The sequence below is a fragment of the Rhodococcus sp. USK13 genome, assembly GCF_018343855.1.
Classification (GTDB): Bacteria; Actinomycetota; Actinomycetes; order Mycobacteriales; family Mycobacteriaceae; genus Rhodococcus_F; species Rhodococcus_F oxybenzonivorans.
The window spans coordinates 898,898-925,325 of record NZ_CP069242.1; the positions used below are offsets into that span (position 1 = coordinate 898,898).

The following is a 26,428-nucleotide window of genomic DNA, read 5'->3' on the forward strand; positions in this document are numbered from 1 at the left end:
GCAGGATGAGATGAGGCGATCATGAAACACGAATTGCAGCTCACATCTTCCGAGAATCTCGCGGGTGGCACAGCCACCAACATCCTGCGAGTCGCCTCTGAGCTGGTGCGCGCCGTCTCCCGCACGGGTTCGGATCTCGGGAAGGTCGAGCGCACGGTCGTCGAGATCTTGAGCGCGGCTTCGGACGTTCCGGTCAGCGCTGAGGAGCCCGGGTTCCATCCGGCCCTGCTTGCTCTCCTCAGAGAAGTCGCCGGTCAGCACGAGGCGCGAGATGATCGGTATCGCGCCCTGTTGGACACCGTCGCTGACATCACCTCGGAAGACGATCCGGACAGGCTTCTCGGCGGTATTGCCGATCGTGCGCGGAGGCTTCTTCGCGCCGACGTCGTCTACCTCTGGTTAGCGGAACGAGACGGTGAATACGCTTACCTGGGTGCGACCTCGGGGGGCATGACTTCCGAGCTTCTCGATCTGCGTGTACCGGCGGGGATGGCGATGACAGGGCGGATAATAGAGAGCGGAATGCCGTTGATCGTTTCGAGGTACTTCGGCGATCCGAATTTTGTTCATTTTCCAGACGTCGACCGGGTCATGGAGCGGGAGAAAATCGTTGCGACCGTCGGCGTGCCCCTGGTGAACGGATCTAAACGGCTCGGTGCGTTGATTGCTGCCAACCGTGACGAACGTGCCTACACTCCAGCGGATCTGGATCTTCTGCATTCGCTGGCCGGGCATGCCGCCATCTCGATCGAACGCTCGAGGCTTGCCGAGGAAACCAAGACTGCATTGCGGTCACTCGAGGACGCGAACCGCGAGCTGGCCCGGAGTAACGCCGAGTCCGAGCGCGCGACCACGGCGCACTTCACGCTTTCCCAGGTCGCCTTGGCCGGCGGAAACATCGACAATCTGGTTCAGGAAGTCGTCAAGATCGTCGGCGGTGAGTTGGCTGTGTTCGATCCGGACGACCGCCTACTCGCTGACGCCGGTGACCTCAGCGGAACTGCGCAGCCTCCCGAGTTGATTCGTCTCGCGGCTCTCGCGCGGACCACTCAAACGTCCGGAAGCCTCGTGGCCATCCCGATCTTGGCGGCCGCCAGACTTCTCGGCATTCTGTACTACCAAGGTGACGAGACTCCCGCGAAGCCAGACATTCAGATCCTCGAACGTGCAGCAGTCGTCGCCGCTTTGCTTCTACTCTTGGCCGAGGCAGAGGCCGGAGCCGCGGGTTTTCGTCGCGACGACTTCATCGACGATCTCCTGTCTGGTGACGAAGCTCCCAGCCGCCTGATCCACCGAGCCGCGCAGCTGCGAATGGAACTGCGTCAGCCGTACACCGTTCATGTAGTGCGAGCACCCCTGCAGCAACGTCGGCTCGCTCACCTCGCAGACGAAGCAGCGAAGATCCGAGGGGGCTTGGCCGGGCAAAGCCATATCCTCCAGCGCGGAAACAAGTCGTCGGTAGTAGCCCTGATACCAGGAAATGATCCGCGGTCGAATTCCGCCGAGCTGTCCTCAGCAATCGCGCGCGCCGGACGGGTGACGCCATCGGTGGCCGGCGCGGGACCGACGCGCGCGGTAGCCGGCGTTCGTGAGCTGTTCGATGAGGCGGTGACCTGCAGTGATGCGATGGAACGGATACAGGGCGGTGCCATGTCGGGCACCTTGGAGGATCTCGGGTTCGTCGGACTGGTTCTGAGTAATCGACCGAATGTGGACCGATTCGTGCGGATGACGCTCGCCCCAGTGGCCCGGTACGACGCGGCGCACCACACCGAATTGTTGAGCACTCTCGAGGCCCTCCTTGCAACGGATGGAAGTCCGACAGCAGCGTCGGAAGTTCTGCATGTTCACGTCAGTACGGTGAAACAGCGAATGCAGCGGTTGAAGGACCTATTGGGAGACGATTGGAGAACTGTGGATCGAACGAGCGAACTCCGTCTCGCGCTGAAACTTCATCGGCTCAATCAGAACACACTGGAGGCTGATGCCCAGTCGGCTCCGCACAGGGGCGCCGCCTCGGCCGGCAGCTGGTCGAGCGGTTCTGTTCAAGGCTAGGTAGAAGTCTGCTCGACGACCCACGCTGCGATCTGCGCGCGGCTGGTGAACCCGAGCTTGGACAGAATGTGCTCGACGTGGCCTTGAACGGTGCGCGGGGAAATGACCAATCGGGTGGCGATGGCCCTGTTGGTCAGGCCCTCCGCGACGGCCTCTGCTATCTGACGTTCTCTCTTGGTCAACTTCGCGGTCTCCCCAGGTGTGGGCGGCGGCGTGGGCGTTTTCTCACCGAGGGCATAGGCGATGGCAGCGTTGAATCCCAGGCCTCGGCCGTCCCTTCGGGAAGCCGCGAATGTCGGTTCGCCGAGCGCGTGCGTCGTCCTGCGCTCGCACTCGTCGTGATAATCGAGCAGGTTCGGGAACCACAGCGTGAAGGTCCCTACGGACTGCGCCATTTCCTCCGCGGCACCTATCAGTACAGCTGCACGCCGCGCATCGTTGTTCTCGGCTGCGACCCAGGCAAGGACTTCAAGGCACGTTGCGGTCGTACGGAGATCGCCTACCTCACGGGACAACTGCAGTGCGTGCCGCAGCAGTTCAACCGTGCCGGGGTGGTCTGATCGTCGCCATGCGGCGATGCCCAATGCCCGGAGGGTCGCGGCGCGGTGTACGACCTCGCCGCAGGACTCGGTGATCGCGAGTGCCTGTGAATAGCACTCGTTCGCTCGTCGTTCGTCACCCGCCTGGTCACATGCCCGCCCGAGCATGTGAAGTACCTCGATGTGCGAGAAATCGTGAGCGCTGAACTTTTCGATCGCGGTTTCCAGCAGTGATCGCGCCCGCGCAAAATCGCCGCGGTACAGAGCGAGTGTTCCTTCGGCTCGGGCGACGAATGCATCTGCCGTAGAGTCGGAAACCTTCTGGGCCACCATGCGTGCCTCGGCTACCGAGGCTGAGGCCGCGGTCAGGTCGCCCTGCAGTTCGGCCAGGACGCTGTGTGCATGCAAGGCCTTCACCCGCTCCACCGTCGGAGTCTTCCACGGCACAGCAAGGAGTCGGTCGAGCCAGCGCCGACCCTCGCTGAACAGTCCGCGCGCCTGCCAGAACGGCTGGAGGGCGGCGGCGATCGTCAGTCCGATTCCAGGATTGTCACTCAGGCAGAACTCCATCACCTCGCGAAGGTTGGTCTGTTCGCGATCCAGGCGGGAGATCCAGTCGAGCTGTCGGGGGCTGATCCAATCCGACTCTGCATCGAGCGCCAACTGCCGGTACCAGTCTCGGTGGCGACAGCGCAGATCTGCGTACTTCTCGGTTCCCTGCGCGAGTTCCCTGCCATAGTCCCGCAGGATGTCGAGCAACCGGAAGCGCACTACTGCGCCGGACTCCTCCCGAATAAGGATCGACTTGTCGACCAAAGAGGTCAGCACATCGAGTACCTCCTGCGCATCCATGTCACTGCCGCAAATCTGCTCGGCCGCATCCAGTTCGATGCTCCCCGCAAACACCGACAGCCGTGCCCACAGCAACCGCTCTACGGGGTTGCACAAGTCATAACTCCAGTCGACGCACAGACGCATAGTTTGCTGCCGGGTCGGGGCGGTTCGGCTGCTGCGGGACAGCAGCGTGTAGCGGTCGGTCAGCCGCTGGAGGATTTGCTCTGGCGACATGGCTCGCACCCGGGCCGCAGCGAGTTCGATGGGCAACGGTAATCCGTCGAGCCGATGGCAGATCTGGGCCACAGTGCCCGCGTTGTCTTCGGTCAGTCTGAACGTCGGGAGAGCCGTGGCGGCGCGTTCGGCGAACAATGTCACGGCGTCGTAGCTAGGTGTTCCTCGGAGTGAGGGCACGTGCTCGGGAATGGTGAGCGGCGGGACACGCAGAACAACTTCCCCGGCGATGCCGAGAGGCTCGCGACTGGTGGCGAGGATACGCAATTGCGGACAACCGCGAAGAAGGGTTACGGACAGCTCTGCCGCCGCGTCCACCACCTGCTCACAGTTGTCGAGCACCAGTAAGAGCTCGCGTGGAGCCAGAAAGTTCAACAGGCCGTCGCGCTGGTTCTTCGCCCGTTGATCCCGCAAGCCTAAAGCTGCAGCCACAAGGTCTGCCACCAATGAACCGTCCGATAGCTCGGCGAACTCCACCAGCCATACTCCGTCGTTGAATCCGCGTCGCATACTGTCAGCTGCCCTGAGTGCGAGGCGTGTTTTGCCGACGCCTCCGAAACCGGTCAGTGTCACCAAGTGCGATGTTTCCACGGAGCGTTTCACTTCCGACAGTTCATGCCTGCGACCGACGAAACTAGTCAGCTCCACCGGCAAGTTCCCTGTCGTCCTGCCCGGCAACCGAGTCGGGCCAGGATAGGAATTGCCTCCGGTGGGACGAACAACCATGGAGTTCGGTAGGGCCTCTTGCGGCCGCTCACCTCCGGAACCGGTGTGGAGTGCCATGTCGTCGACCGCGAAACCGTGGTCGAATTGCGCGCGCCGGAGGGCCTCACCGAGGGTGGCGGCGGAGTGCCGGTCCGGTGCGGATGTGGCCATCGCCCGTTCCACCGCCGCACTGACGTCGTCAGCGATGTCCTGTTCCCGTAGATCCGGAACGGGCTCGGTGGTGATGCGAACGAACTGCGCGACCAGCTGCTCACCGCTGCGCCGCTCGAAAGCAGCATGACCGGTCAATGCGCAGAAGAGAGTGGCGCCCAGCCCATAGACGTCCGAGGCCGGGCTCGGCGACTTCCCGGCTAGAACCTCGGGCGCGGTAAACGCAGGTGAGCCGGTGACGGTACCGGTGGCGGTTTCGAAACTCCCCTGGATACGCGCGATACCGAAGTCGGCCAGTGCGGGCTCGTCGTAGTCGGAGAGCAAGATGTTCGCGGGTTTGATATCGCGGTGCAGGATGCCGAGCCGGTGCGCTGTTTCGAGGGCGCCCGCGATCTTCACCCCGAAGCGAAGGGCCTCGTCCAGTGGGAGAGGTCCGTGCCGGCGGACTCGCGTGTCGAGGCAGCCACGGGCGTAGTAGGGCATCACAAGAAAAAGCCGGCCACGGTCGGTGGTACCTATCTGCAGGACATTCGCGATGTTCGGGTGCCCTGTCAGCCTCCCCATCGCCCGCTGTTCGCGGAGAAATCGTTCCCGATTCTCGTTGTCGTCGAAGTCTGCGGTGAGAACCTTCACCGCGACAGTGCGGTCCAGAGCGGTCTGCGTGCAGCGATACACGACGCCGAAGCCACCGCGCCCGATCTCCTCGGCATTGAAAAATCCCGCCGATTCCAGGTCCGTCACCAACACAGCGTTGTCGACACGCTGTGTTGCGAAGGGATCATTGTCGGTCGCCATCTGCGATGCGCTCTTTGCCCTGTTGAGGGATTCGATGAGGTGTCGGCCGACACCTCCTGGATCACCAGGATATCGCTGGACGCGTCCCCCAACAGTGTGCGGCGGCCGTGGGCTGAAGACCGCAAACCGGAAATTCGACGGCCCCGTAATCCTCGAATGCACCGTCACGAACTCGCACTAACGGCTGGCTACTCCCTCGGGGACACAAAGTCGAGGGCAGTGTGTCTCCGGCGGACATTTGTCATTGCTCCAACCAGGAATACTGTCTCTGTGTGTCGCGGATCACCACGGTCTCGCACGCCCGAGCTGACGGGCATGGCTGCCCGATCAGCTCCGGTCCCGACCAACCCTGCTCGCCGGAAACCAAGGAGTCGCGCTACGCAACAGAAACCAGATGATCAGTGAAGTTCAGTCGGGTGCAATCGACGGCAATCACCATCATCTCTCCGGAGGACCAGAAGTGACATTATCCGAAAGATCGCAGGGGCGCCGCGTCAATCCAACGCTGACGCTTGCGGTCGTTGTTGCCTCAGTATTCGCCTACAAGGGTCTCGAATCGATCCTTTCCCCTGCTCTGCCGCTGATTCAAGAGTCCCTCGGCGCAACAGAAGCACAGATCGCGTGGGTAATCACCGGTGTGCTGCTCACGGGTGCGGTGGCCACCCCGTTGATCGGCCGCCTGTCTGACATTCGCGACAAGAAGTCGATCCTCCTTGCCGTACTGGCAATCGTCGCAACCGGAACCGCAGTCTCGGGTCTTTCGAACTCGATCTTGATGCTTACCTTGGGACAGCTCCTGCAGGGTGTTGGCCTTGCGGTGGTCCCCCTTGCCTTCGGAATTATTCGCGATACTCAGACCGAAGCCCGGATCAAGTCGGGCAATGGTTCGGTCATTGCCTTCATCTACGCCGGGACGGCGTTTGCGCTCGTCGGCTCTGGGCTGCTCGTGAGCGTTCTCCCCTGGCGTTGGTTGTTCTCGGTCCCCTTCGTGATCATCACCATCATCTTCGTCGCCGCATGGCGCCTGGTCCCATCGTGTCCACCTGCCAATCACGGCCGCGTCGACTACACGGGTGCCGCTTTCCTCGGCAGCGGAATGGCCGTCATTCTCATCGGAATCACCAAGGCGCCCGAGTGGGGTTGGCTCTCTGTCGAGTTCGGAGCAACAGTGCTCGCATGCGTTGCGCTGTTGACAACCTTCGTCGTCCTCGAGCTCCGTTCGTCCGAGCCGCTCATCGACGTGCGCTTGCTTGCGACGCGGCCACTTGCAGTGAGCTGCCTCGTGTATCTGCTGTGCGGGTTCGCTACAAATGCACTGTTTCTGGCGGTACCCATGCTGGTGCAGCAACCGACCGACACAGGGTTCGGTCTCGGCGCCTCCGAGTTCACGACGAGCCTTCTCCTGCTCCCCCTCGGCTTGGCCGGTGCCGTTGTAGCACCGCTGACAGGTTGGCTCGATCTTCGGGTCGGTGGACGAACCACCATGCTCACTGGTGTCATTCTGGCTGGGGCGTCGTTCGTCCTTCTTCTCACTGCAAACGGACATTTCCTCATGGTCATGGGAGCGACCATCCTCATTGGCGCTTCGGGTGGGATCACACTGACGCAGGCAATGAACACAGTGGCGTTGACGTCTCCGGTCAGCCGGATCGGGGCGTTCAGCGGTCTCGCGTTTGTCGTCAAGGCAGTCGGTGGCACACTCGGCGTCCAACTTTCGGGAAGCATCCTCACCACCGGCACCAGTACGGCTGCGCCGACCTGGACTTCCTTCACGATCGTGTTCGTGATGGGCATCGTCGTCACAGCCCTGGTTGCCGTCAGCTGCTTGCTTTTGCCACGGAAAGTGACAACTTCGGCACAAGGAGCAGAACCACTGGTCACCACCAGGGTTTCGACAGACTGACCTGACCCCGCCCGGTTAGTCAGAAGTAGTCGTCGGCTCGACGTCGTCGAAATTCGGGTGCGGCAGTCGCCGGTCAGTCCGCCATTCCGCTGACTGCCGCACCTGCACGGGTGACCACATCAACAAACAGACCGCCCGGTTAAAAGCGGATGCCAGAAAGCTGTCCATTGAAGCCGACAAAGAACGGCGCAGACTCTACGGGCGTCGAAACCTACACGCGCGAGTATCGGAAATTACGCCGGACCAAACACACCGGGCGACAGATACAGACGGAGTACAAGTCCCGGGGAGAAGCCGCTCGATTCATCGAATTCGCTCGAGCGTGGATTCCCTACGGCGGCGCGACTGACGAGGACATCTTCGTCAGCTTCGGCATGACACGTACTCGCTTCGTACAGATGCTTCACCACTTCGTCGTCGAGGCCGGCCTCGATGCCGAAACTGTCAGAGAGCTCGCCGACACCTATCCGTATTCGCCCCCTCAGGTCGATCGATGACCTGACACAGCCGACTCGGCAACGACAACGACATCGTTCTCGTGGCTTCCTTCACATCCGGCCAGGCCCCAACCTTCCGCGGCGCGCGCTGACGGATGCACGTTGTCAGTCGCGCCGAGTCACGGGTCCAGTTGTGCGCATATGAGGGTGTCGAGTCGCTGCCACGATCCGGCGCGCGAGGTCGTCGATACGGGGATCATCGGCGTCGAGGTCGTACGCGTGGTCGTAGTCGCGGAAAAGCTGCCGCAGCAGCGGGTCGGCAAGAATGTCGGCTTGGTCGTGAAACAGTGTGATCGCGTAGTCCGGATGGGTGGCGAACACGAGGATCCACAGGTCGCGTTGCAGGTCGACCCAACGGGGTGTAAATCGAAGAAGGTGTTCGAGATGGACACCGACGGCATCGGTGTGCTCAGCCCCACAACTGGCGGAACGACCGCGAGTGGGTTCGCGCTCAGTAGTTCAACCACGTCTCTTGTTGCTGCACAGTCGAACCGGCTCTGATCGAGTATTTCGGTCCACGATTCATCGATGTTGTTCGCGGTAGCGGCTCGGACTGATGCCGTAGGTCGCCGTGAATGCCCTGCTGAAGACCGACAGATCGACGAATCCGAACTGTGTGGCGATGTCGGTCAAGGATCGGGACCTGTTGCGTGGAACCATCATCGCGCGACGACAAGCCTCGAGCCGGTGCTCGCGAATCGTGGCGGCAGCGGTTGCGTCGAAGCGTGCGAACACTCTGTGAACGGTACGAGTGGAGACGAAGAAAGCCTGGGCGATACCGCTGGGGGAAAGATCCGGATCGTCTAGGTGGCGTTCGATGTGCCGCACCATACTCGCGTAGAGGTCCCGCAGACCTGGATCCGGATCCTTGGACTGACCTTCCTCTTGGGCCGCCGTGATGGCCAGGTCCGCCAGCCCGCTGGCTAGGCCGATGGCACCCGCGGACGATACCTCCCCATCGGCGGCCAGGAGGGTGGAGAGCATCGGTGAGAGCAACTGTCCTACGGGGGACGTGGACCGTACGGTCCGTGCTGTCAAGTCCTGCAACTGAGTCTCGGTGAGCGACAACGAAGCCCGTGGCCAAGTGAACACGCGCAGGTGCCACTCCGGATGCAAACTCCAGGTGAATGGCCTCGAAGTCTCGTAGAGGGCGAAATCTCCCGGGCCGAGGGTGCACGTGCGCCCGTCCTGGGTGAGCTGTCCCTCACCGGCGACGACCATGCCGATTTGCATCAACTCGAGCGGATGGAGGTTGGCAAGCCTGACGGTTCTGCGGAAGACCTGGGATGTGGCGGTGACGTCGGCCGCCATCAGGTGCGCGAAATGGCGGGTGCGCACCGCCCCGGTGAAGTTCTCTGGCTCGATCGGCGCGATGTCCAGTGCCACGAACGTGTCGCGGATCGTTTCGATCCAGGTGCCGAGCGCGGTGGTTCGCACCACTTCGCGGCCCTGGCGGGATGGCGACGGGACTGGAGCAGGCGCTACCTTGATCGACTCGTCCGAGCGGCGGCACTCCGGGCAGTCATTGTCCACCACGTCACCATCCGGCGGCGGCAACGACGACATGAACGGCTCCTTCTGCTCGCGCGAACACCACGCTAAGAGCGATGAAATCACATGTCAACCTGCGCGGACTTCCTACGCCGAAGAAGCATGCCACCGACCCGGCGGCGGGGAGCAGGCAGCGCGTTAAGAACAGCAGCAACACCACGCGCGGTGCTATGACCCGATCCGCTGACCGGGCCGCGGAACAATTCATGCGTCTTCACTAGCACGCTACGGGCTGGTCCCGGGCGCTTCGGCCGCATAGAGCTGGAACGTCCTCCAGTCCCGATCACGTGATTGGCCCCCGCGAGTGTCGCAACGTGCAAAGGCGGCTGGCGCTCAGCGTCAAACGCCACGCCCCTGAAGCGCCTACCGTTCGAGTACGCCGGAAATTGCCGGGGTGTTCAGGGGACCTCCTGGACTGACAATGATGTGTGCTGGAGGCCGCGTGAACGTGGACGGACAAGTCAAGCCCGCGCCTGCACCGTCGGATGGTTCATCGCCACCGAGGCGCCTGAAGCCTGCTCGCGAGTACGCGGCCTCGTGGACGGTCCCATCTTACGAATAATGTGGCAACGACGGTCAGCCGGTAGACCATGCCCCATTGGCCCGAGGTCGCCCAAATCACCCGAACCCCTGCCACTGCCGAACAACTGCCCCAGCAGCACAGGATTCTCGACTGTCCAGACCAGGCCCCTGCGGGTGTGCCGTGGTTCAACCGAAGGAGACACAGTTTTCATGTCTGCATTGCCCCCACCCGATTCCGCACGTCTGACCGCCCTTGATCGGCACTTTCGGTTCGGCCTGTCCGCTTCGGAACTCGAGGAATTTGCACCTGCGGTCGAAGCGTCCCTCGGTGCGTCGACCGCCGTCGAGGACCTCTATCGGCGCTCCGCCCCACCGACCCCGCAGCGGGAATGGGCGCCGGCCGCACCGGAGCGTAACCGTCTCGGTGCCTGGTACGTCACCACCGAGATCGCCGGCGCGCCGGACGGCCCACTGTCCGGAAAGACGGTGGCAGTCAAAGACAATGTCGCGGTCGCCGGTGTCCCGATGATGAACGGATCCCGCACCGTGGAGGGTTTCATCCCTCGCCGCGATGCGACGGTGGTCCGGCGGCTCCTCGATGCCGGTGCGACGATCACCGGTAAGGCAGTGTGCGAGGACCTGTGTTTCTCCGGGGCCAGTTTCACATCACAGCCCGCACCGGTCCGCAACCCATGGGACCCGACACGCAATTCCGGCGGCTCCTCCAGCGGCAGTGGAGCACTCGTTGCGAACGGAGACGTCGATATGGCCGTCGGCGGCGACCAGGGCGGCTCCATCCGGATCCCCGCAGCGTTCTGCGGAACCGTCGGTCACAAGCCGACGCACGGACTGGTCCCCTACACCGGGGCGTTTCCCATCGAGCGAACCATCGACCACCTCGGCCCGATCACCCGCACCGTTGCCGATGCGGCCGTCATGCTCAGTGTGCTGGCAGGACCCGATGGCGCCGATCCCCGCCAGCCGACCACAATCGAGGTCGTCGATTACCTGTCCGCGATCACCCAATCGGCGTCTGGGCTCCGTGTCGGTGTCGTGACCGAGGGGTTCGGCACAGCGGTGTCGGATCCGGAAGTCGATTCGGCCGTCCGGGCTGCGGTCGATGTCCTGCGCGGTGCCGGACTGGCGGCGGAGGAGGTGTCGATTCCTTGGCATCTCGACGCCATGCACGTGTGGAATGTGATCGCGACGGAGGGCGCCGCTTATCAGATGCTCGATGGCAACGCGTACGGGATGAATGCCGACGGCTTCTACGATCCGGAGTTGGTCGCGCACTTCGCCACCCAGCGCCTCGACCGCGGCCACGAGCTGTCCAAGACCGTGAAACTGGTGGGATTGTCGGGTCGCTATACCTTCGAGGTCGGCGGCGGGAAGTACTACGCCATGGCGCGCCAACTCGTACCCGAGTTGCGCGCGGCGTACGACGCCGCGTTGGCGTACTACGACGTCCTGGTCATGCCCACCGTCCCCTACACGGCCCGAGAGATCCCCCCGGCCGATGCCGGCCTGGCCGATTACCTGCACGTCGCGCTGTCGATGGTGGGCAATACTGCCCCCTTCGACGGCACCGGGCACCCGGCGTGTTCGGTTCCAGCCGGTCTGGTCGGCGGCCTGCCGACCGGTTTGATGATCGTCGGCAAGCGTTTCGACGATGCCACGGTTCTGCGCGTGGCACACACCTATGAACAGGCTGTCGGCGTATTCCCCACGCCACCGGCCGCCGCGACCGCAAGAAGTTTTGCGTAAACGAAGTATTCGTCCTCAGGATACGGACGGGCTCGGCCTTGTCCTGGAGCGGGCGAACTTGTCTTCCGTGCCGAATTGGAGAAGGCCGCGATTCCGGTCCGTTTCCGGCAATTCTCGCGCTTCTTCACTGACTGTCGCTCATCGTCGAACTATCAGTCGCTCGTGGTCAAATTCACACCGTTAGAGGACGGTAGCTTCTGACCTATACGAGTTTCCGAGATTCTCTCGAAGCCCCAACTCGATGAAACAGGAGTCCTTATGGAATCTGCAATCAGCGACCACCTCGTATGTCCGCGAACGTTGAATCGACGTGTGCCCGACGACTACCAACCTCCCTTCCCCATGTGGGTAGGACGCGCTGATGAAACCCTCCGCCAGGTGGTGATGGCGTATCTGGGCGTGCAATTCCGCGGCGACGAGCTCCGGACGGCCGCTCTTGCGGCAATGCGCGGCATCGTCGCCAGCTTCGATATGGAGGACGGACCTCTGCACCACGATCTGACCCACCATGAGGACAACGAGGGCTACGAGAACCTGATGGTGGTGGGATACTGGAAAGATGTTGCCTCCTACACCCGTTGGATAAGCACCTCCGTCGTGTCCGACTGGTGGACATCGGACGAACGACTGTCCGAGGGACTCGGCTACTTCCGCGAGATCGTCGCCCCCCGGGCCGAGCAATTCGAAACTTTGTACGCCTTCCAGGAAGACCTTCCTGGTATCGGCGCGGTGATGGACGGGATCAGCGGCGACATCAACGAGCACGGGTACTGGGGTTCGATGCGCGAACGTTTCCCGCTGTCCCAAACTGATTGGATGCAGCCTTCGGGCGGATTGCGGGTGATCAGTGGTGATCCTGCCGTTGGTGGTCGGGTAATTATCCAGGGCCACGACAACATCGCGTTGATTCGCTCCGGTCAGGATTGGAAGGATGCCGAATCAGAAGAACGCTCCCTGTATCTCGACGACATCCTCCCAACATTGCAGGAGGGCATGGATTTTCTCCGCGACAACGGTGAGACGGTCGGCTGTTACAGCAATAGGTTCGTACGCAATATCGATGTGGAGGGGAACTTCCTTGATTTGAGCTATAACATCGGGCACTGGGCTTCGCTCGACCAACTGGAGCGTTGGGCAGAATCCCATCCCACCCATCTGCGAATCTTCACTACCTTTTTCCGAGTCGCCGAGGGTTTGTCGAAGTTGCGTCTGTATCACGAGGTATCGGTGTCAGACGCACGCGACCAACTGTACGAGTACATCAACTGCCATCCCGGGACCGGCATGCTGCGCGATGCGCAATCAGTGGGCACCTCGAAGAGCTGACCTACTCCATAGCGCGTCCTGACACATCAATGTCCCACTTCGTACGTACCAGTCCCCTACAGAAAGTGAAAAAAATGACCTCAACGATCGAACACACACCAGACAACGCGGCACCGGCTCAAGCCCCGGCGTCTGATCGCGCGTGGGCACTGTTCCGTGCGCTCGACGGAAAGGGCCTGGTACCCGAGGGTTACACCGAAGGGTGGAAGAAGACCTTCGAGGAGGACTTCAGCCCGAAGCGCGGTGCCGAACTCGTCGCGCGGGCCTGGACCGACCCGGAGTTCCGCGACCTGCTCCTCACCGACGGCACCGCGGCCGTGGACCAGTACGGCTACCTCGGACCACAGGGCGAATACATCGTCGCGCTCGAGGACACCCCCGCCCTCAAGAACGTGATCGTCTGCTCCCTCTGCTCGTGCACCGCCTGGCCCATCCTCGGGTTGCCGCCGACCTGGTACAAGAGCTTCGAGTATCGTGCGCGCGTCGTCCGTGAACCGCGAAAGGTGCTGTCCGAGATGGGCACCGTCATTCCGGACGATGTCGAGATCCGGGTGTACGACACCACCGCCGAGACCCGCTACATCGTGCTCCCCCAACGGCCCGCCGGCACCGAAGGCTGGACCCAGGAGCAACTGCAGCAGATCGTCACCAAGGACTGCCTGATCGGGGTCGCAGTCCCGCAGGTCCCGGCCAACTGATCCACCGAATCAAAGGAGTTAAACCCATGGATGGAGTTCACGATCTCGCCGGTGTTCAAGGGTTCGGCAAGGTGCCCCACACCGTCAACGCCGATATCGGTCCCACCTTCCACGCCGACTGGGAACACCTGCCCTACAGCCTGTTCTTCCTCGGAGTGGCGGAGCTGGGGGCCTTCAGTGTCGACGAGGTCCGCTACGTCGTCGAACGGATGGAACCCCGCCATTACATGATGACGCCCTATTACGAGAGGTACGCCATCGGCGTTGCCACCCTCATGGTCGAAAAAGGCATCCTCACCCACGAAGAACTCGAAGCGCTCGCCGGGGGCCCGTTCCCGCTGTCCCGGCCGGCCGAGTCGGAGGGACGTCCGGCACGCACCGACACCATCACCTTCGAGGTCGGGCAACGTGTCCGGGTGCGCGACGAGTACGTCCCAGGGCACATCCGCATGCCGGCCTACTGCCGCGGCCGGGTCGGGACCGTCACCCACCGCACCAGCGACCAGTGGCCCTTCCCCGACGCCATCGGCCACGGCCGCGCGGACGCCGGCGAGGAACCGACCTACCACGTCAAGTTCGCGGCCGAAGACCTCTTCGGTGACGACACCGACGCCGGCAGCGTCGTAGTCGACCTATTCGAGGGATATCTCGAACCGGCAGCCTGACCCGCTGCCGCACTGTCACCAACGGCGTGGGCGGGTACGCGTTCCCGCCCACGCCCTCCCTAGCCGGGATCTCCCCGACCGTCGGAAGGACTCCAAACAATGGCCGACACACGACTTCCTGTCACCGTGCTGTCAGGATTTCTGGGTGCAGGAAAAACCACCCTTCTCAACCAGGTCCTGCGAAACCGGGAGGGCCGGCGGGTGGCCGTCATCGTCAACGACATGAGCGAGATCAACATCGACAGCGCCGAAGTCGAACGGGAGATCTCACTGAGCCGCTCACAAGAGAAACTCGTCGAGATGACCAACGGCTGCATCTGCTGCACTCTGCGCGAAGACCTTCTCGCGGAAATCAGTGCACTGGCCGCCGATGGACGATTCGACTACCTTTTGATCGAATCGTCCGGTATCTCCGAGCCGCTACCGGTCGCTGAAACGTTCACCTTCATCGACACCGACGGACACGCTCTGGCAGATATCGCCCGCCTGGACACCATGGTGACCGTCGTCGATGCCCACAGCTTCCTTCACGACTACCAGACCGGTGGCCGCATCGAGGCCGACGCACCAGACGACGAACGCGACATCTCCGACCTGCTGGTCGATCAGATCGAGTTCGCTGATGTCATCTTGGTCAGCAAGTCCGACCTCGTCACAGCAGAGCACCTGACCGAACTGACCGCGGTCCTGCGCTCACTCAACCCCAATGCCCGCATAAAGTCGATGTCCCACGGCCTGATCCCGCTCGAAACCATATTGGACACCGGCCTGTTCTCCTTGGAGAAGGCCGCCCAGGCGCCCGGATGGCTCCAAGAACTCCAGGGAGAACACACCCCCGAGACAGAGGAATACGGAATCAGCTCCGTGGTCTACCGAGAACGCGCCCCCTTCCACCCCGGGCGGCTGCACCAGTTCCTCACCGGCGAATGGGGCAATGGACGTCTCCTGAGAGCCAAAGGCTACTTCTGGAACGCGAGCCGATTCACCGAGATCGGCAGTATCTCCCAAGCCGGCCACCTGATCCGACATGGCTACATTGGACGCTGGTGGAAGTTCGTGCCGCAGGGCTACTGGCCTGACGACGAGTATCGCCGCGCGGGAATACTGGACAAATGGGAAGAACCCGTTGGTGACTGCCGCCAAGAACTGGTCTTCATCGGCCAAGGAATCGACCCCGACGCATTGCGCGACCAGCTCGACGCGTGTCTGTTGACCACCGCCGAGATCGAACTCGGCCCCGACATCTGGACAACATGGCCCGACCCACTCGGCGACAATCTTACCGACCAGGTCACCCGCACGTTTGCCTGAACAAGCGCCATGACCTCCGTCGTCTCGATGGCACCAAATGCCAACCGATCACCTGGTTAGGAACCCGCGCGAACCTTCCTCCCACTGACATTCAGGCCACCAGGGGTCGCTTCTCGGTTTTCACCGGACCGATCGGCGTGAGACAATGACCCACTAAAGCCGGGACCAACTCCTCCCACTCAGCGCGGCCGAGCCGTTCATGAGATGACACTCGATCATTCGTCGTGGCCTGATGCCACCGTCGGCTTCTCGAGCGAGAACACTATGGCCCTGATTACGCCGGCCAAGCACTGGGTCTACGGCACGATGCCGGCCCGCACTGCAATTGCCCCGGCCTCTCCACGGTTGGCGACGTCGAGCTTCTCGAGCACGTTGGCGACGTGGAACTTGATGGTGCTCTGGCTGATTCCGAGTTCCTCGGCGATGGTGCGGTTGCGTTTGCCCATTGCGAGGTGGGCGAGGACTTCGAGTTCGCGCGGGTTCAGGGTGGAGAGCAGGTGCTCGTCGGGTCGGGCGGCGGGTGGGTCCAACGGAATGGTGAGCGTCACCCTGCTCCCCCACGCGGGGATGGATTCGATGTCGATCCTCCCGCGCAAGGTATTCAGGCGCCCGGACAGCTGCCGTGTGAGGGCGTTGCGGTCGATGTTGCCGGGACCCTGGTCGCGGGCTTCGATCAGCACGTTGTCGCCGTCGCAATCCCAGGCGATCCGCATTTTGGTGAGCACCGGCTGGGCGAGGAATGCCAGGACGATGGCCCGGACCATCGCCCGCGCCGCGTGTGCCACCTCTCCGGGGAGTGGACGACCGTCGGCCGGCGGTTCGATGTAGTCGACGTCGACCTCGCGGTGCTTGAGCAGTGGTCGTAATTCCCCTTGGAGCCTGGCGAATGCGGTGGTGACCGCTTCCTCGGACAGGGCACGGTCGGCGGCACTTGCGGACCGCAGTGCGATCAATGCGGCCGAGGCTGTTTCGCTGCCTGTGATCCGCGAGCGGCGGTCGTCGAGATCGTTCGAGCGCAGGGTTCCGAGAATCGAGGAGAGGGTCGCCTCGTGAACCTCGGTTAATTCGGCGATGGTGCGGGCACGTTCACTCGACGCGGCCCGTGACTCGGCGAGATAGTCGGGGCTGGCCTGCGCCACCTGGTGCTGGATGGACGTGGCGACGATCCCGAACACGGCGGCGACCTCATCGGGGTCGGGTCCACCCGTCTGAGACGGCCGCGGAACCAGGACCAGCAGGGTGTCGCAGACGTCGCGGATGGCCCACACTCGGCGGCGGACGCCGGCCAGCATGGCGACGCCGTCGTAAACGCCACCCGGTTCGAGGGATTGCTTGATCTCGTCGAGTTCGTCGATGGTGACCCGGTCGACGATTTCGCGCTTACCGGCTACTTTGCGGGGACGCCCGGTGCACTCCGGGGTGAAGATGACCAGGGCATCATGCGGCCACAACTGGCCGAGGAACAGGGAGAAGCGCGTCGCGATGTCCGGGAGCGGTCCCGTGATCACCTTCCGCATCTCCACCCAGGGGTCGACCTGCAACCGAACAGAGTCCTCCGTGCTTAACACGCATCCACCGTATCGCCGGTAGGGACGGGTGGGCACTGGCCAATCGGCCAGCCCGAACCCGCCGAGCGGCCGGGTGTCGAAGCAGGCGGTAGTTGGCAGTGTCGAGTTCACCACAGATCGGCTATCACCGAGGAGGATCATGACCGTCACCGTCGAGCAGACACGCACACGGTTCAGTGACGGGCGCCGCATCGTGCTCGACGAGAACGAGCGGCTGCTCAATTCCGTTGCCGCCGAACAATGGGACCGCGCGGGCGCGCTGATCACCTCCGCTCGGGCGGTGTTCGTGATCGGCAACGGACGCAGCGGCCTGGCCGTTCAGATGGCAGCCATGCGGCTGATGCACCTCGGCCTGCGCGTGCACGTCGCCGGTGAGGTCACCGCCCCCGCGGTCGGCGACGGCGACGTACTCATCGCCGTGTCCGGGTCGGGTTCTACCGCATCGGTGGTCGGCGCCGCCGACACCGCGAAGAAGGTCGGGGCCTCGATCCTGGCCGTCACCACCGCATCCGACTCGCCGCTCGCCCGGCGTGCCGACGAGGTGCTGGTCTTGCCGGCGGCCGACAAGGAGGACCACAGCGCGACCATCACCCGCCAATACGCGGGCAGCCTGTTCGAGCAGTCCGTGCTCCTCGCGTTCGACGCGCTGTTCCAGGCGCTGTGGGACAACGAAGACCAGACCGCCGAGCGGTTGTGGGAACGCCACGCCAACATCGGCTGACCCGAAACCCCCAAGACCCCCCCGAAGATAGATACCAGGAGAAACACATGACGAAGCTGCAGGTTGCAGTCGATCTGCTCACCACTGCTGATGCGCTGGCGCTGACCCACAAGGTGGCCCCGTACGTCGACATCATCGAACTCGGCACCCCGCTGATCAAGAGCGCCGGCCTCAGTGCCATCAGCGCGATCAAGGCGGCGCACCCGGACAAGGAGGTCTTCGCCGACCTCAAGACCGCCGACGCCGGCTTCCTCGAGGCAGACCTGGCGTTCTCCGCCGGCGCCGACCTGGTCACCGTCCTCGGTGCCGCCGGTGATGCCACCATCAAGGGTGCGGTCGAAGCGGGTCAGAAGCACGGAAAGAAGGTCGTCGCGGACCTGATCGGCGTCGAGAACCGTGTCGAGCGCGCCCGCGAGATCGCCAAGCTCGGTGTCGCGTTCGTCGAAATCCACGCCGGTCTCGACGAGCAGGCCCAGCCCGGATACTCCATCCAGACCCTTCTCGACGACGGCAAGATCGCCGGTGTCCCGTTCTCCGTCGCCGGTGGCGTGAAGGTCGACACCATCGCCGCCGTCCGTGACGCCGGTGCCGACGTCGCCGTCGCCGGTGGCGCCATCTACAGTGCCGAGGACCCGGCTGCTGCCGCGAAGGCACTCAAGGACGCCCTCACCAAGTAGTCATCCAGTCGCGAAGGCCCCGAACACGAATTGTGTTCGGGGCCCTTCGCTATCGACGGTGCGGTGTCGGCTGCAGTGTGCCTGTGTCCAAGACTGGATCAGCTTCTGTCCGCGAGCGAGGTGGGACCGAACCCCTCGATCGGTCCCACCTCGCCGAACCTCCCTGCCCTATCGGGTCAGAGTGACCGCCACGCACGGCCGGACCGGCTGAGCATCCGATCCGCCGACTCCGGGCCGGACGTTCCGGAGGGATAGTTGTCCGGCCGACCGACACGTGCCCAGTAGTCGAGAAGGGGATCGACGACCCGCCAAGACCATTCGACCTCTTCCCGGCGAGGAAAGAGCGTGGCGTCTCCACGCAGCACGTCACAGATCAGCCGCTCGTAGGCCTCCGGGGACGGGTCGAACACCGACCGGAAATCCATCCCGAGGCTGACCGGCTGAATGTGCATGCCACCGCCCGGGCGCTTGGCGCCGATGTGGAGCTCGATGCCGTCGTCCGGTTGTACCCGGAAGACGAGCACATTGGACACCGCAGCAGCTCGCGCGGCCGGCGAACCGTGAGCGGGCGGTCTGAAGGTCACTGCGATCTCAGTCGTCCTCCGAGCGAGGCGTTTTCCGGTACGGATGAAGAACGGAACGCCGGCCCATCGGCGGGTCGCGACACCGACCGTCAGTGCCGCGAAGGTTTCGGTCGCCGAGTCGGCGGGGAACCCAGTCTCGTCAGCCAATCCTGCTACGGGAACACCGTTCTCGATACCCGCACCGTACTGGCCGCGGGCCGACGTCTCCGACAGTGGGCCGAGGAGCTCGGTGGCAGAGAGGACCTTGATCTTCTCGGCGGCGATGCTGTCGGCGTCGAACGCGACCGGTTCTTCCATCGCGATCAACGCCAAGAGTTGCAGCAGGTGATTCTGGATGACATCGCGGGCGGCACCGACACCGTCGTAGTACCCGGCACGTCCAGTCACTCCGACACTCTCGGCCATGGTGATCTGCACATGGTCGATGTGCCGATTGTTCCACAACGGCTCGAACATCCCGTTCGCGAAGCGTAAAGCGAGAATGTTCTGCACCGTCTCCTTTCCCAGGTAGTGGTCGATGCGGTAGATCGACGACGGCGGAAACACCTTCTCCAGTGCGGCACCGAGGGCCTGTGAGCTGGCCAGGTCGTGCCCGAACGGTTTCTCCACCACCACCCGGCGCCAGTCGTGCGCAGTCCGGTTCAGTCCGGTGATCGCAAGTTGGTCGCATACCGGCTCGAACGCCGAGGGCGGGATGGACAGGTAGAAGACGTAATTGCCGGGCTTGCCGCGGCGGACATCGAGCTCGGCCAGCCGGGCGGCGAGCCGGGCGAACGCCGCGGTGTCGTCGAACGACCCCTGTACGAGGTGGATGCGCTCGGAGAGCCCCGCCCACACCGCAGGATCGAATGGTGTGCGCGCGTGCGCGATCACAGCATCCCGCAACCGGGAATCGAAGTCTGTACTGTCGCGAGCAAAGCCGACGAGATCGAAGTCCGGCGGCAGCTGACCACTGTGCGCGAGGTCGTAGATGGCCGGTATCAGCTTCTTGCGGGAGAGATCACCGGTGACCCCAAAGATCACCATCGACGCCGGCTCTGCGACCTGACCCGTGTTGCCAATCAATGCCTCGCCGACAACGCCTGAGCCGCCTGCCAGCGGGTTCCGCTCCTGCACTTCAGATACGGTCACTTCAGCTGCACTCCGTCTTTCGCTCCACTACAGGCGCATTCAGACAATGCGTCGGGTACCAGTGTCGAAGGCGGCGAGCCGGAATGCACTTGGCCGAGCGGCCAGTGCCGGCTGCCCGTCCGGTCAGGTGAGGTCGTGCCGATTCCCCCGTAGACATAGGTCTCGGCAAGATCGCCGATGTGAAACGGGAATGGTGACGATGAAACTGGGACTGGTCGGTCTGGGCAAAATGGGATTGAACATGCGGGAGCGTCTGCGCGACCGTGGACTAGAGGCAGTCGGATACGATCCGAGTTCCGCCGACAGCGACGCGGACAGCCTCGAAGCGTTGGTCGAGTCACTTCCCGCTCCCCGCGCGGTATGGGTGATGGTGCCCGCTGGGGCGCCGACCCGTCAGGTCATCGGGCAACTCTCTCGCCTGCTGGCACCCGGGGACCTCGTCGTCGACGGCGGCAACTCCCGGTTCACCGACGACAGGCTCAACGCGGAAATTCTGGCCGAACACGGCATCCGCTACCTCGACTGCGGCGTTTCCGGCGGGGTGTGGGGACGCGAGAACGGGTACGCGCTGATGGCCGGCGGCGACGCGGCCGACATCGACCGGTTGATGCCGGTCTTCGATGCGCTGCGCCCGGACGGTGAACGGGAGGATTCGTTCGTGCACGCAGGACGGGTCGGCGCCGGCCACTACGCGAAGATGGTGCACAACGGTATCGAATACGGATTGATGCAGGCCTACGCCGAGGGGTACGAATTGCTCGCGGCGGAGGAATCCATCGTCGACGTGCCCGCGGTCCTGCGCGCGTGGTCCAAAGGCACCGTGGTCCGCTCCTGGTTGCTCGATCTCCTGGTGCAGGCGCTGTCCGACGATCCCCAATTGGCCGCGATCTCCGGCTACACCGAGGATTCCGGTGAAGGCCGTTGGACCGTCGAAGAGGCCATCGCCCACGCGGTCCCCGCGCCGGTGATCTCCGCTGCTTTGTTCGCGCGGTTCGCGTCCCGTCAGGATGACTCCCCGGCCATGAAAGCGGTTTCGGCACTGCGTAATCAGTTCGGGGGACACGCCGTCCGGCCCGCCGCATCGGCCGGAATCGCCTGACCCGTGACAACCTCGACCCAACCAGCATCCCCCGCAACGCCGTAACCCGGGCCTTGCTGCCGTATTCGAACGATCTCGCCCGGCTTCCTGCTTACCCAGCAGTTGCCCATGGAGTCAAACGGTAAAGCGGTGCAGGATAATCGAGCTCTGGTCGGCACCGCCACCCGGACCATCTGGTGGGTTGAGCCCGGCACCGACGGGCAGCACGCGCCGTCCGGCCGCCCGCTGCTCAGGAAATCTCACCTGACCTTGACGACGACCTTGCCCTTCGCGCGCCCCTGGTCGACGTATGCCAGAGCCTCTTTGGTCTGTTCGAACGGAAAGATTCGGTCCACCACTGGACGTATGGCGCCGGACTCGATGATGGACGCGAGCTGGCGCAACTGGTCTCCACTCGATTTCATGAAGAGGAAGGAGTAGGTGACGTGGTGACGCTTGGCGTTCCTTCGGATTCGAAAGCTCAGAAGGCGCATCACCTGTTGCACGATCCAGTTCAGGCCGGCTTCTTTCGCGAAAGTGTGATCCGGCGGACCGGCAACCGAGATGACCTTTCCGCCCGGTTTGAGAACGCGGAGTGAGTTCGCGAGCGTGTCCCCACCCAGGGTGTCGAGGACGAGATCGTAATCGCGCAAGACCGCCGCGAAGTCGTCTTTCTTGTAGTCGATGACGATGTCGGCACCGAGACGCTGCACCCAGTCGATATTCGCGGTGCTCGTCGTCGTGGCCACGGTCGCACCGAGGTGCTTGGCCAATTGGATCGCGAAGGTACCCACCCCACCTGAGCCGGCATGGATGAGAACCTTCTGTCCGGCCTGCAGATTCGCCCTCTCGACCAGCGCTTGCCACGCGGTCAGGCCGACCAGAGGTATCGAAGCCGCCTCCTCCATGGTGAGCTCTCGCGGCTCGAGAGCCACATCGTCTTCCTGCATTGCGATGAATTTCGCGAAGGCGCCGATCCGGCCTTGGTCCGGCCGCGCATACACCTCGTCACCTGGCTGGAATCTCCGCACATCGCGTCCAACCTTGACGACCACTCCGGCCAGGTCATTGCCCAACACGATCGGTAGGCGATACGGCAGGACGGGTTTGAGTTTTCCCTCTCTGATTTTCAGGTCCAGCGGGTTCACACTCGCGGCGTGAATCTGAACCAGGACGTCACCGGGGCCCACTTCCGGGTCGGGAGTTTCGCCGAACCGCACGCCGTCATTGCTTCCGTAACGATCGAGAACGAATGCCTTCATCGTCTTTTTCTCCTTGCTCTTTGTGTCGGGGCGTCGCTCAGGCGGAAACCGGGGATCGTTCTCGGCCGGGCGACTCGAAGCGTGGAACGAGTTGGTCGTTGCGGCCCAAGGCGGCAACTTCGGTCTCGAGTGACGGGATTGTCAGGGCAGAGAACCGCCTCGTCCACGGCCAGACCAGCGGTGAATTCAAAAGTGCTTTCGCCCAGTTGGCGACGACGACGGCCCGCGGCACATAGACGCGACTGCGCCGGTGGGCAAGTCCTTCCACGATCGCCGAGGCCGCCCGCTCGACACTGGTCGTGACGTTCCCCGGATACGGGAGTCGGTTGCGCATCTGTTGGAAGGAGGGAATGTCGACCTCGGCGCCTCGCACCAGGTCGGTGTCGATCCAGGACGGATGAACCAGGCCGACGGTGATCCCGAGATGGGCCACTTCACCGCGGTAGGCGAGCGCGAGCGCCTCGACCCCGGCCTTGCTCGCACCGTAGGAGGCAAGACCGCCTATCGAGGTGAAGGACAGCGCAGATGCCACGATCAGCACGTGGCCTCCGCTGCGTTGCAGGTGGGGTGTCGCATGCTTGAGTGTGCGGAATACGCCGTTCAGGTTGATGTCCACGACTCGCTCGAAGGATGCTTCGTCCGCGTGCCGCACTGTTCCATAGGCGGCCACTCCGGCGTTGGCGACGACCATGTCCACACCGTTCATGGCACCGGCGCACTCGTCGATCGCGGACTGCAGCGCCGTGCTGTCCCGCACGTCCGCCTCGCACCAATGAGACGACGGCCCCAATTCCGCGGCAAGGGATTGCAGTCGGTCGGGCTCGAGGCCGATCAGAGCGACACGGGCTCCCTGGGCCGCGGCCAGGCGTGCCACCTTCTCCCCGATGCCGCGCGCGGCCCCCGTGACAATCACTTTCCTGCCCACCAGATCTCGTTTCATGGCTCGACTGTAACTTCGTTATACGACGAGCGCAATGGCTCTACGGTTCGGATCTTCCACTGACTTCGGCAGACTCGCTACGCGCCCGAGGCCACTGCCGACTCGCCCGCCGAATTTCCCGCCGGCTGGGCCGACCCGTACAGGCTCACCGCCCGCTCGTGTGAAGCCTGGGCGAGTTCGCGGGTGTCGCCGAGGCCGACGGCAAAGTTCACTCCCATCGGCAACATAACCTGCAGCACCGCGTCGTCGAACTCGGCGAAATGCTCGCCGAGCTCGAGGGTGATGTAACCGTGGACGTAACTCCACAGCTGGGCAGCGACCACCTCCGGGGTGTGGGGCTCGACCCTGCCGGAAGCCACAAGACGTGCACACGCGTGGATGACGCGTGCGTAGGCTTCGCGGAACGCCAGGGAATGCCCACTCAATCGCACGTCCGACTCCAGCGGCCGGTAGGTAGCGCGCGTGGACAGTCCGAACATCAGGTCGTATAGATGAGGGTTCTCGCGTGCCAGGCGCCGACACGTCAATGCCAGTGCGAACAGATCCACGACCGGATCTTCAGTCTCCGGCACCCCGGAAAAGGCGGTGCCGAGTTCGGTGAACCCATAGTCTGCGACCGCGCGGACGAGCTCGGGTATCCCGCCGAAGTGGTGGTAGACCACCATCGTCGACAGACCGGCCGAGGACGCCACGGTTCGCGCCTTGATCGCGGACGGGCCCTGTTCGGCCAGCAGGCCGACCGTGGCGAGAACCAACCGTTCCGGAACACTCCCCGGAACCGGCACCGACGACGTCTCTCCCATAACTACACCTGACTTCGCATTTTCCGCTGGGGCATCCATCTGTACGAGTGACGGTTGCCACTAGCTAATAACGAGGTTACAGTACTCCTATAACGAAGTTACTGGCGGTCGCTCGCCAGACGTGCTTCCCCTTTCAGCCATTCACGGAAGTGAAAATCTCATGACACACAAAACCAAGGGACATCTCGAGGTCGAGGACAGCGGAGAGGTGTTGATCGTGCGGGTCGACGGCGGCCCGCACAGCCTGTTCGGCATCGATATCGCCAACCAGCTCGAGGAGTTGGTAGACCGGGTCGACCGGGATCCGGGCATCCGCGCCGTGGTGTTCACCGGCACACGCCCGGGCCGATTCGTCAGCCATGCGGATGTGCGGTGGCTGCAGGAAGAGGGGGCGGCGGTCCCGCCATTTGGGCGGCGCGGTGCCTCCGCGATCGCGCGGGTGGCCCGAGGAGCGGATCGCGCCCGTGCCCTCGAGCCCATGATGCGCAAAACCCCGCTGTGGGGAGCAGTCCAGCTCGACCGTCTGCATGCCACATTCCTGCGGATGAACGCGAGCGGCGTCATTTTCGTTGCTGCCCTGAACGGTTCGGCGCTCGGTCTGGGTGCAGAATTCGCCTGGGCGTGCGACCTGCGGGTCATGGCCGACGGAGATTTCTTCATCGGTCAGCCCGAGGTACTGCTGGGAATCAATCCGGGTGGTGGCGGTACCCAGCGCCTGACTCGACTGATCGGCACCCATCGGTCCCTGGTCGCCATCCTCGAAGGCAAACCGTTCACGCCCGCGCAGGCCCTCGCCAACGGAGCCGTCGACGAGGTTGTTGCGCCGGGCGACGTGGTGACTCGGGCGACCGAGCTCGCCGAATACTTCGGCGCTCGCCCGAGGGAAGCGGTGGCGGCGGTCAAGCGGTCGGTGTATTTCGGCGGCTCGATGTCGCTGGCGGAGGGATTGCATGTCGAGCGCACCGAGTTCCTCGGTACCGACCAATCCGACGATGGCCAGCAGTTGATGCTCGACTATCTCGAGAGCACCGATTCCACCGGTGAGCTGCCCCTCTACAACCCGGACATCTACAAGCAGGCCCTCGAATCCGGCCGCGTGCCCGGGCCCCGCTCGACGAACGAACAGTGAGACCAGCCATGGCCACCAAGAAGCCCTACACCCGTCACGACGTCCTTTTCTCCTCCGGCGACAGTTCCTGCGCGGCATGGCTGTATCTGCCCACCGGCGTAGCGTCCCCGCCCGTCGTCATCCTCGGGCACGGCCTGGGAGCCACCCGCGACATGCGCCTGGACGCCTTCGCCGAGCGTTTCGCCAAGGCAGGCATCGCCGCCTTCGCGTTCACCTATCGGCACTTCGGCGACAGCGGCGGTCATCCCCGCCAGCTGCTGTCGATCAAGAAGCAGCTTGCCGACTGGGATTCCGCCATTGCGTGGGTCAAGGCTCGTGACGGTCTCGACAGCACACGCATTGCCGTGTGGGGCAGTTCCTTCGGCGGTGGACACGCCATCACCGTCGCCTCGCGGCATCCGGAACTGCGAGCCGCCGTCGCCCAATGCCCGTTCACCGACGGGCTGGCCTCCGCGCTCGCGCTCGGTCCGGCCGCCTCGGTGAAAGCCTCGCCTCTGATCGCCCGGGATCTGGCGGCCAAGGTTCGCCGACGCGAGCCGGTCATGATTCCGCTCGCCGGCGCACCCGGTTCACTGGCCCTGATGAATGCCCCGGATGCACTTCCCGGCTACCGGGCTATCGTGCCAACCGGGGCGACGTTCCGAAACGAGGTAGCGGCCCGAGTGATTCCCAGTCTGGTCACCTACCGGCCGGGGCGCGCAGCACAGAACATCGACTTCCCGATCCTGTTCTGCATCAGCAACACCGACACCGTCACCCCACCCGCTCAGACCCTCCGATATGCGCGTACCGCACCGCAGGCAGAGATCAAGACCTACGACGCCGGACACTTCGACTTCTACCTCGGCGAACCCTTCGAAGCCCTGGTCCGCGATCAGACCGAGTTCCTCACCCGCCATCTCGATGCAGCGCCGGCCACACCCGCACCGGGCCGGGCCGCATCACACCGAAGGTGACACGACCAC

20 protein-coding genes and 1 pseudogene are annotated in these 26,428 nt (G+C 63.6%); 13 read left to right on the plus strand and 8 right to left on the minus strand.

Translation table 11 applies throughout. The annotated features are described in order from the left end of the window. Positions 1 to 21 precede the first annotated feature (21 nt). Entirely contained in the window at positions 22 to 2,055 is a 2,034-nt protein-coding gene (locus JQT59_RS06975) for a helix-turn-helix domain-containing protein (protein WP_213575509.1), read from the plus strand. On the opposite strand, the gene JQT59_RS06980 is transcribed toward JQT59_RS06975, so the two are convergent. After that, positions 2,052 to 5,333, minus strand: coding sequence for a protein kinase domain-containing protein (locus tag JQT59_RS06980; RefSeq protein ID WP_213575510.1), 3,282 nt, complete (start codon positions 5,331 to 5,333; stop codon positions 2,052 to 2,054). The genes JQT59_RS06975 and JQT59_RS06980 overlap by 4 nt on opposite strands. Positions 5,334 to 5,793: 460 nt before the next feature. Between JQT59_RS06980 and JQT59_RS06985 the strand changes: the two genes are divergently transcribed. Beyond that, the gene (locus JQT59_RS06985; RefSeq protein WP_249354188.1) at positions 5,794 to 7,236 is read left to right on the plus strand and encodes an MFS transporter; all 1,443 of its coding nucleotides are present in this window, start codon (positions 5,794 to 5,796) and stop codon (positions 7,234 to 7,236) included. 602 nt (positions 7,237 to 7,838) lie between these two features. On the opposite strand, the gene JQT59_RS06990 is transcribed toward JQT59_RS06985, so the two are convergent. Next, positions 7,839 to 8,054, minus strand: coding sequence for a hypothetical protein (locus tag JQT59_RS06990; protein ID WP_213575512.1), 216 nt, complete (start codon positions 8,052 to 8,054; stop codon positions 7,839 to 7,841). Positions 8,055 to 8,255: 201 nt separating this feature from the next. Then, the gene (locus JQT59_RS06995; RefSeq protein WP_213575513.1) at positions 8,256 to 9,299 is read right to left on the minus strand and encodes an AraC-like ligand-binding domain-containing protein; all 1,044 of its coding nucleotides are present in this window, start codon (positions 9,297 to 9,299) and stop codon (positions 8,256 to 8,258) included. Positions 9,300 to 10,016: 717 nt separating this feature from the next. Between JQT59_RS06995 and JQT59_RS07000 the strand changes: the two genes are divergently transcribed. The 5 genes from JQT59_RS07000 to zigA all read left to right on the plus strand — a co-directional run bounded on the left by JQT59_RS07000 (position 10,017) and on the right by zigA (position 15,570). Beyond that, positions 10,017 to 11,570 (plus strand): amidase, encoded by a 1,554-nt coding sequence (locus JQT59_RS07000; RefSeq protein ID WP_213575514.1) that lies wholly within the window; start codon positions 10,017 to 10,019, stop codon positions 11,568 to 11,570. Positions 11,571 to 11,828: 258 nt separating this feature from the next. Beyond that, entirely contained in the window at positions 11,829 to 12,896 is a 1,068-nt protein-coding gene (gene oxdA / locus JQT59_RS07005) for an aliphatic aldoxime dehydratase (RefSeq protein WP_213575515.1), read from the plus strand. A gap of 74 nt (positions 12,897 to 12,970) precedes the next feature. Next, positions 12,971 to 13,594, plus strand: a complete 624-nt coding sequence (gene nthA / locus JQT59_RS07010; RefSeq protein WP_213575516.1) for a nitrile hydratase subunit alpha — start codon at positions 12,971 to 12,973, stop codon at positions 13,592 to 13,594. 26 nt (positions 13,595 to 13,620) lie between these two features. Then, positions 13,621 to 14,259 (plus strand): nitrile hydratase subunit beta, encoded by a 639-nt coding sequence (gene nthB / locus JQT59_RS07015; RefSeq protein ID WP_213575517.1) that lies wholly within the window; start codon positions 13,621 to 13,623, stop codon positions 14,257 to 14,259. A gap of 99 nt (positions 14,260 to 14,358) precedes the next feature. Then, complete coding sequence (zigA, locus tag JQT59_RS07020; RefSeq protein ID WP_213575518.1) at positions 14,359 to 15,570, plus strand: zinc metallochaperone GTPase ZigA; 1,212 nt, start codon at positions 14,359 to 14,361, stop codon at positions 15,568 to 15,570. 296 nt (positions 15,571 to 15,866) lie between these two features. On the opposite strand, the gene JQT59_RS07025 is transcribed toward zigA, so the two are convergent. Further along, positions 15,867 to 17,087 (minus strand): LuxR C-terminal-related transcriptional regulator, encoded by a 1,221-nt coding sequence (locus tag JQT59_RS07025; RefSeq protein WP_213577475.1) that lies wholly within the window; start codon positions 17,085 to 17,087, stop codon positions 15,867 to 15,869. 190 nt (positions 17,088 to 17,277) lie between these two features. On the opposite strand from JQT59_RS07025, the gene hxlB reads away from it, so the two are divergent. Together hxlB and hxlA are read left to right on the plus strand one after the other, a co-directional pair. Beyond that, the gene (gene hxlB, locus JQT59_RS07030) at positions 17,278 to 17,859 is read left to right on the plus strand and encodes a 6-phospho-3-hexuloisomerase (RefSeq protein WP_213575519.1); all 582 of its coding nucleotides are present in this window, start codon (positions 17,278 to 17,280) and stop codon (positions 17,857 to 17,859) included. A 47-nt stretch (positions 17,860 to 17,906) separates the two neighbouring features. Then, the gene (gene hxlA / locus JQT59_RS07035; protein WP_109334663.1) at positions 17,907 to 18,536 is read left to right on the plus strand and encodes a 3-hexulose-6-phosphate synthase; all 630 of its coding nucleotides are present in this window, start codon (positions 17,907 to 17,909) and stop codon (positions 18,534 to 18,536) included. Between the two features lie 176 nt (positions 18,537 to 18,712). Here the strand turns inward: hxlA and zwf are convergent, their stop codons facing one another. Continuing rightward, the gene (gene zwf, locus JQT59_RS07040) at positions 18,713 to 20,146 is read right to left on the minus strand and encodes a glucose-6-phosphate dehydrogenase (RefSeq protein WP_249354559.1); all 1,434 of its coding nucleotides are present in this window, start codon (positions 20,144 to 20,146) and stop codon (positions 18,713 to 18,715) included. 151 nt (positions 20,147 to 20,297) lie between these two features. On the opposite strand from zwf, the gene gnd reads away from it, so the two are divergent. Then, entirely contained in the window at positions 20,298 to 21,350 is a 1,053-nt protein-coding gene (gene gnd, locus JQT59_RS07045) for a phosphogluconate dehydrogenase (NAD(+)-dependent, decarboxylating) (RefSeq protein ID WP_502939788.1), read from the plus strand. A gap of 38 nt (positions 21,351 to 21,388) precedes the next feature. Further along, a pseudogene (locus JQT59_RS07050) lies at positions 21,389 to 21,560 on the plus strand (phosphoglucose isomerase-related protein); the annotation flags it as partial. Between the two features lie 29 nt (positions 21,561 to 21,589). Here the strand turns inward: JQT59_RS07050 and JQT59_RS07055 are convergent. The 3 genes from JQT59_RS07055 to JQT59_RS07065 all read right to left on the minus strand — a co-directional run bounded on the left by JQT59_RS07055 (position 21,590) and on the right by JQT59_RS07065 (position 24,334). Continuing rightward, positions 21,590 to 22,591 carry an NADP-dependent oxidoreductase gene (locus JQT59_RS07055; protein ID WP_213575522.1) on the minus strand — a complete coding sequence of 334 codons (1,002 nt, stop codon included), beginning with the start codon at positions 22,589 to 22,591 and terminating at the stop codon, positions 21,590 to 21,592. 37 nt (positions 22,592 to 22,628) lie between these two features. Further along, the gene (locus JQT59_RS07060) at positions 22,629 to 23,531 is read right to left on the minus strand and encodes an SDR family oxidoreductase (protein ID WP_213575523.1); all 903 of its coding nucleotides are present in this window, start codon (positions 23,529 to 23,531) and stop codon (positions 22,629 to 22,631) included. Positions 23,532 to 23,608: 77 nt separating this feature from the next. Then, on the minus strand, positions 23,609 to 24,334 hold the full coding sequence (locus JQT59_RS07065; protein ID WP_213575524.1) for a TetR/AcrR family transcriptional regulator: 726 nt from the start codon (positions 24,332 to 24,334) through the stop codon (positions 23,609 to 23,611). Positions 24,335 to 24,494: 160 nt separating this feature from the next. Between JQT59_RS07065 and JQT59_RS07070 the strand changes: the two genes are divergently transcribed. Both JQT59_RS07070 and JQT59_RS07075 read left to right on the plus strand, forming a co-directional pair. After that, on the plus strand, positions 24,495 to 25,463 hold the full coding sequence (locus tag JQT59_RS07070) for an enoyl-CoA hydratase/isomerase family protein (protein WP_213575525.1): 969 nt from the start codon (positions 24,495 to 24,497) through the stop codon (positions 25,461 to 25,463). A gap of 8 nt (positions 25,464 to 25,471) precedes the next feature. Beyond that, on the plus strand, positions 25,472 to 26,419 hold the full coding sequence (locus JQT59_RS07075) for an alpha/beta hydrolase (protein ID WP_213575526.1): 948 nt from the start codon (positions 25,472 to 25,474) through the stop codon (positions 26,417 to 26,419). The last annotated feature ends 9 nt before the right edge of the window (positions 26,420 to 26,428 follow it).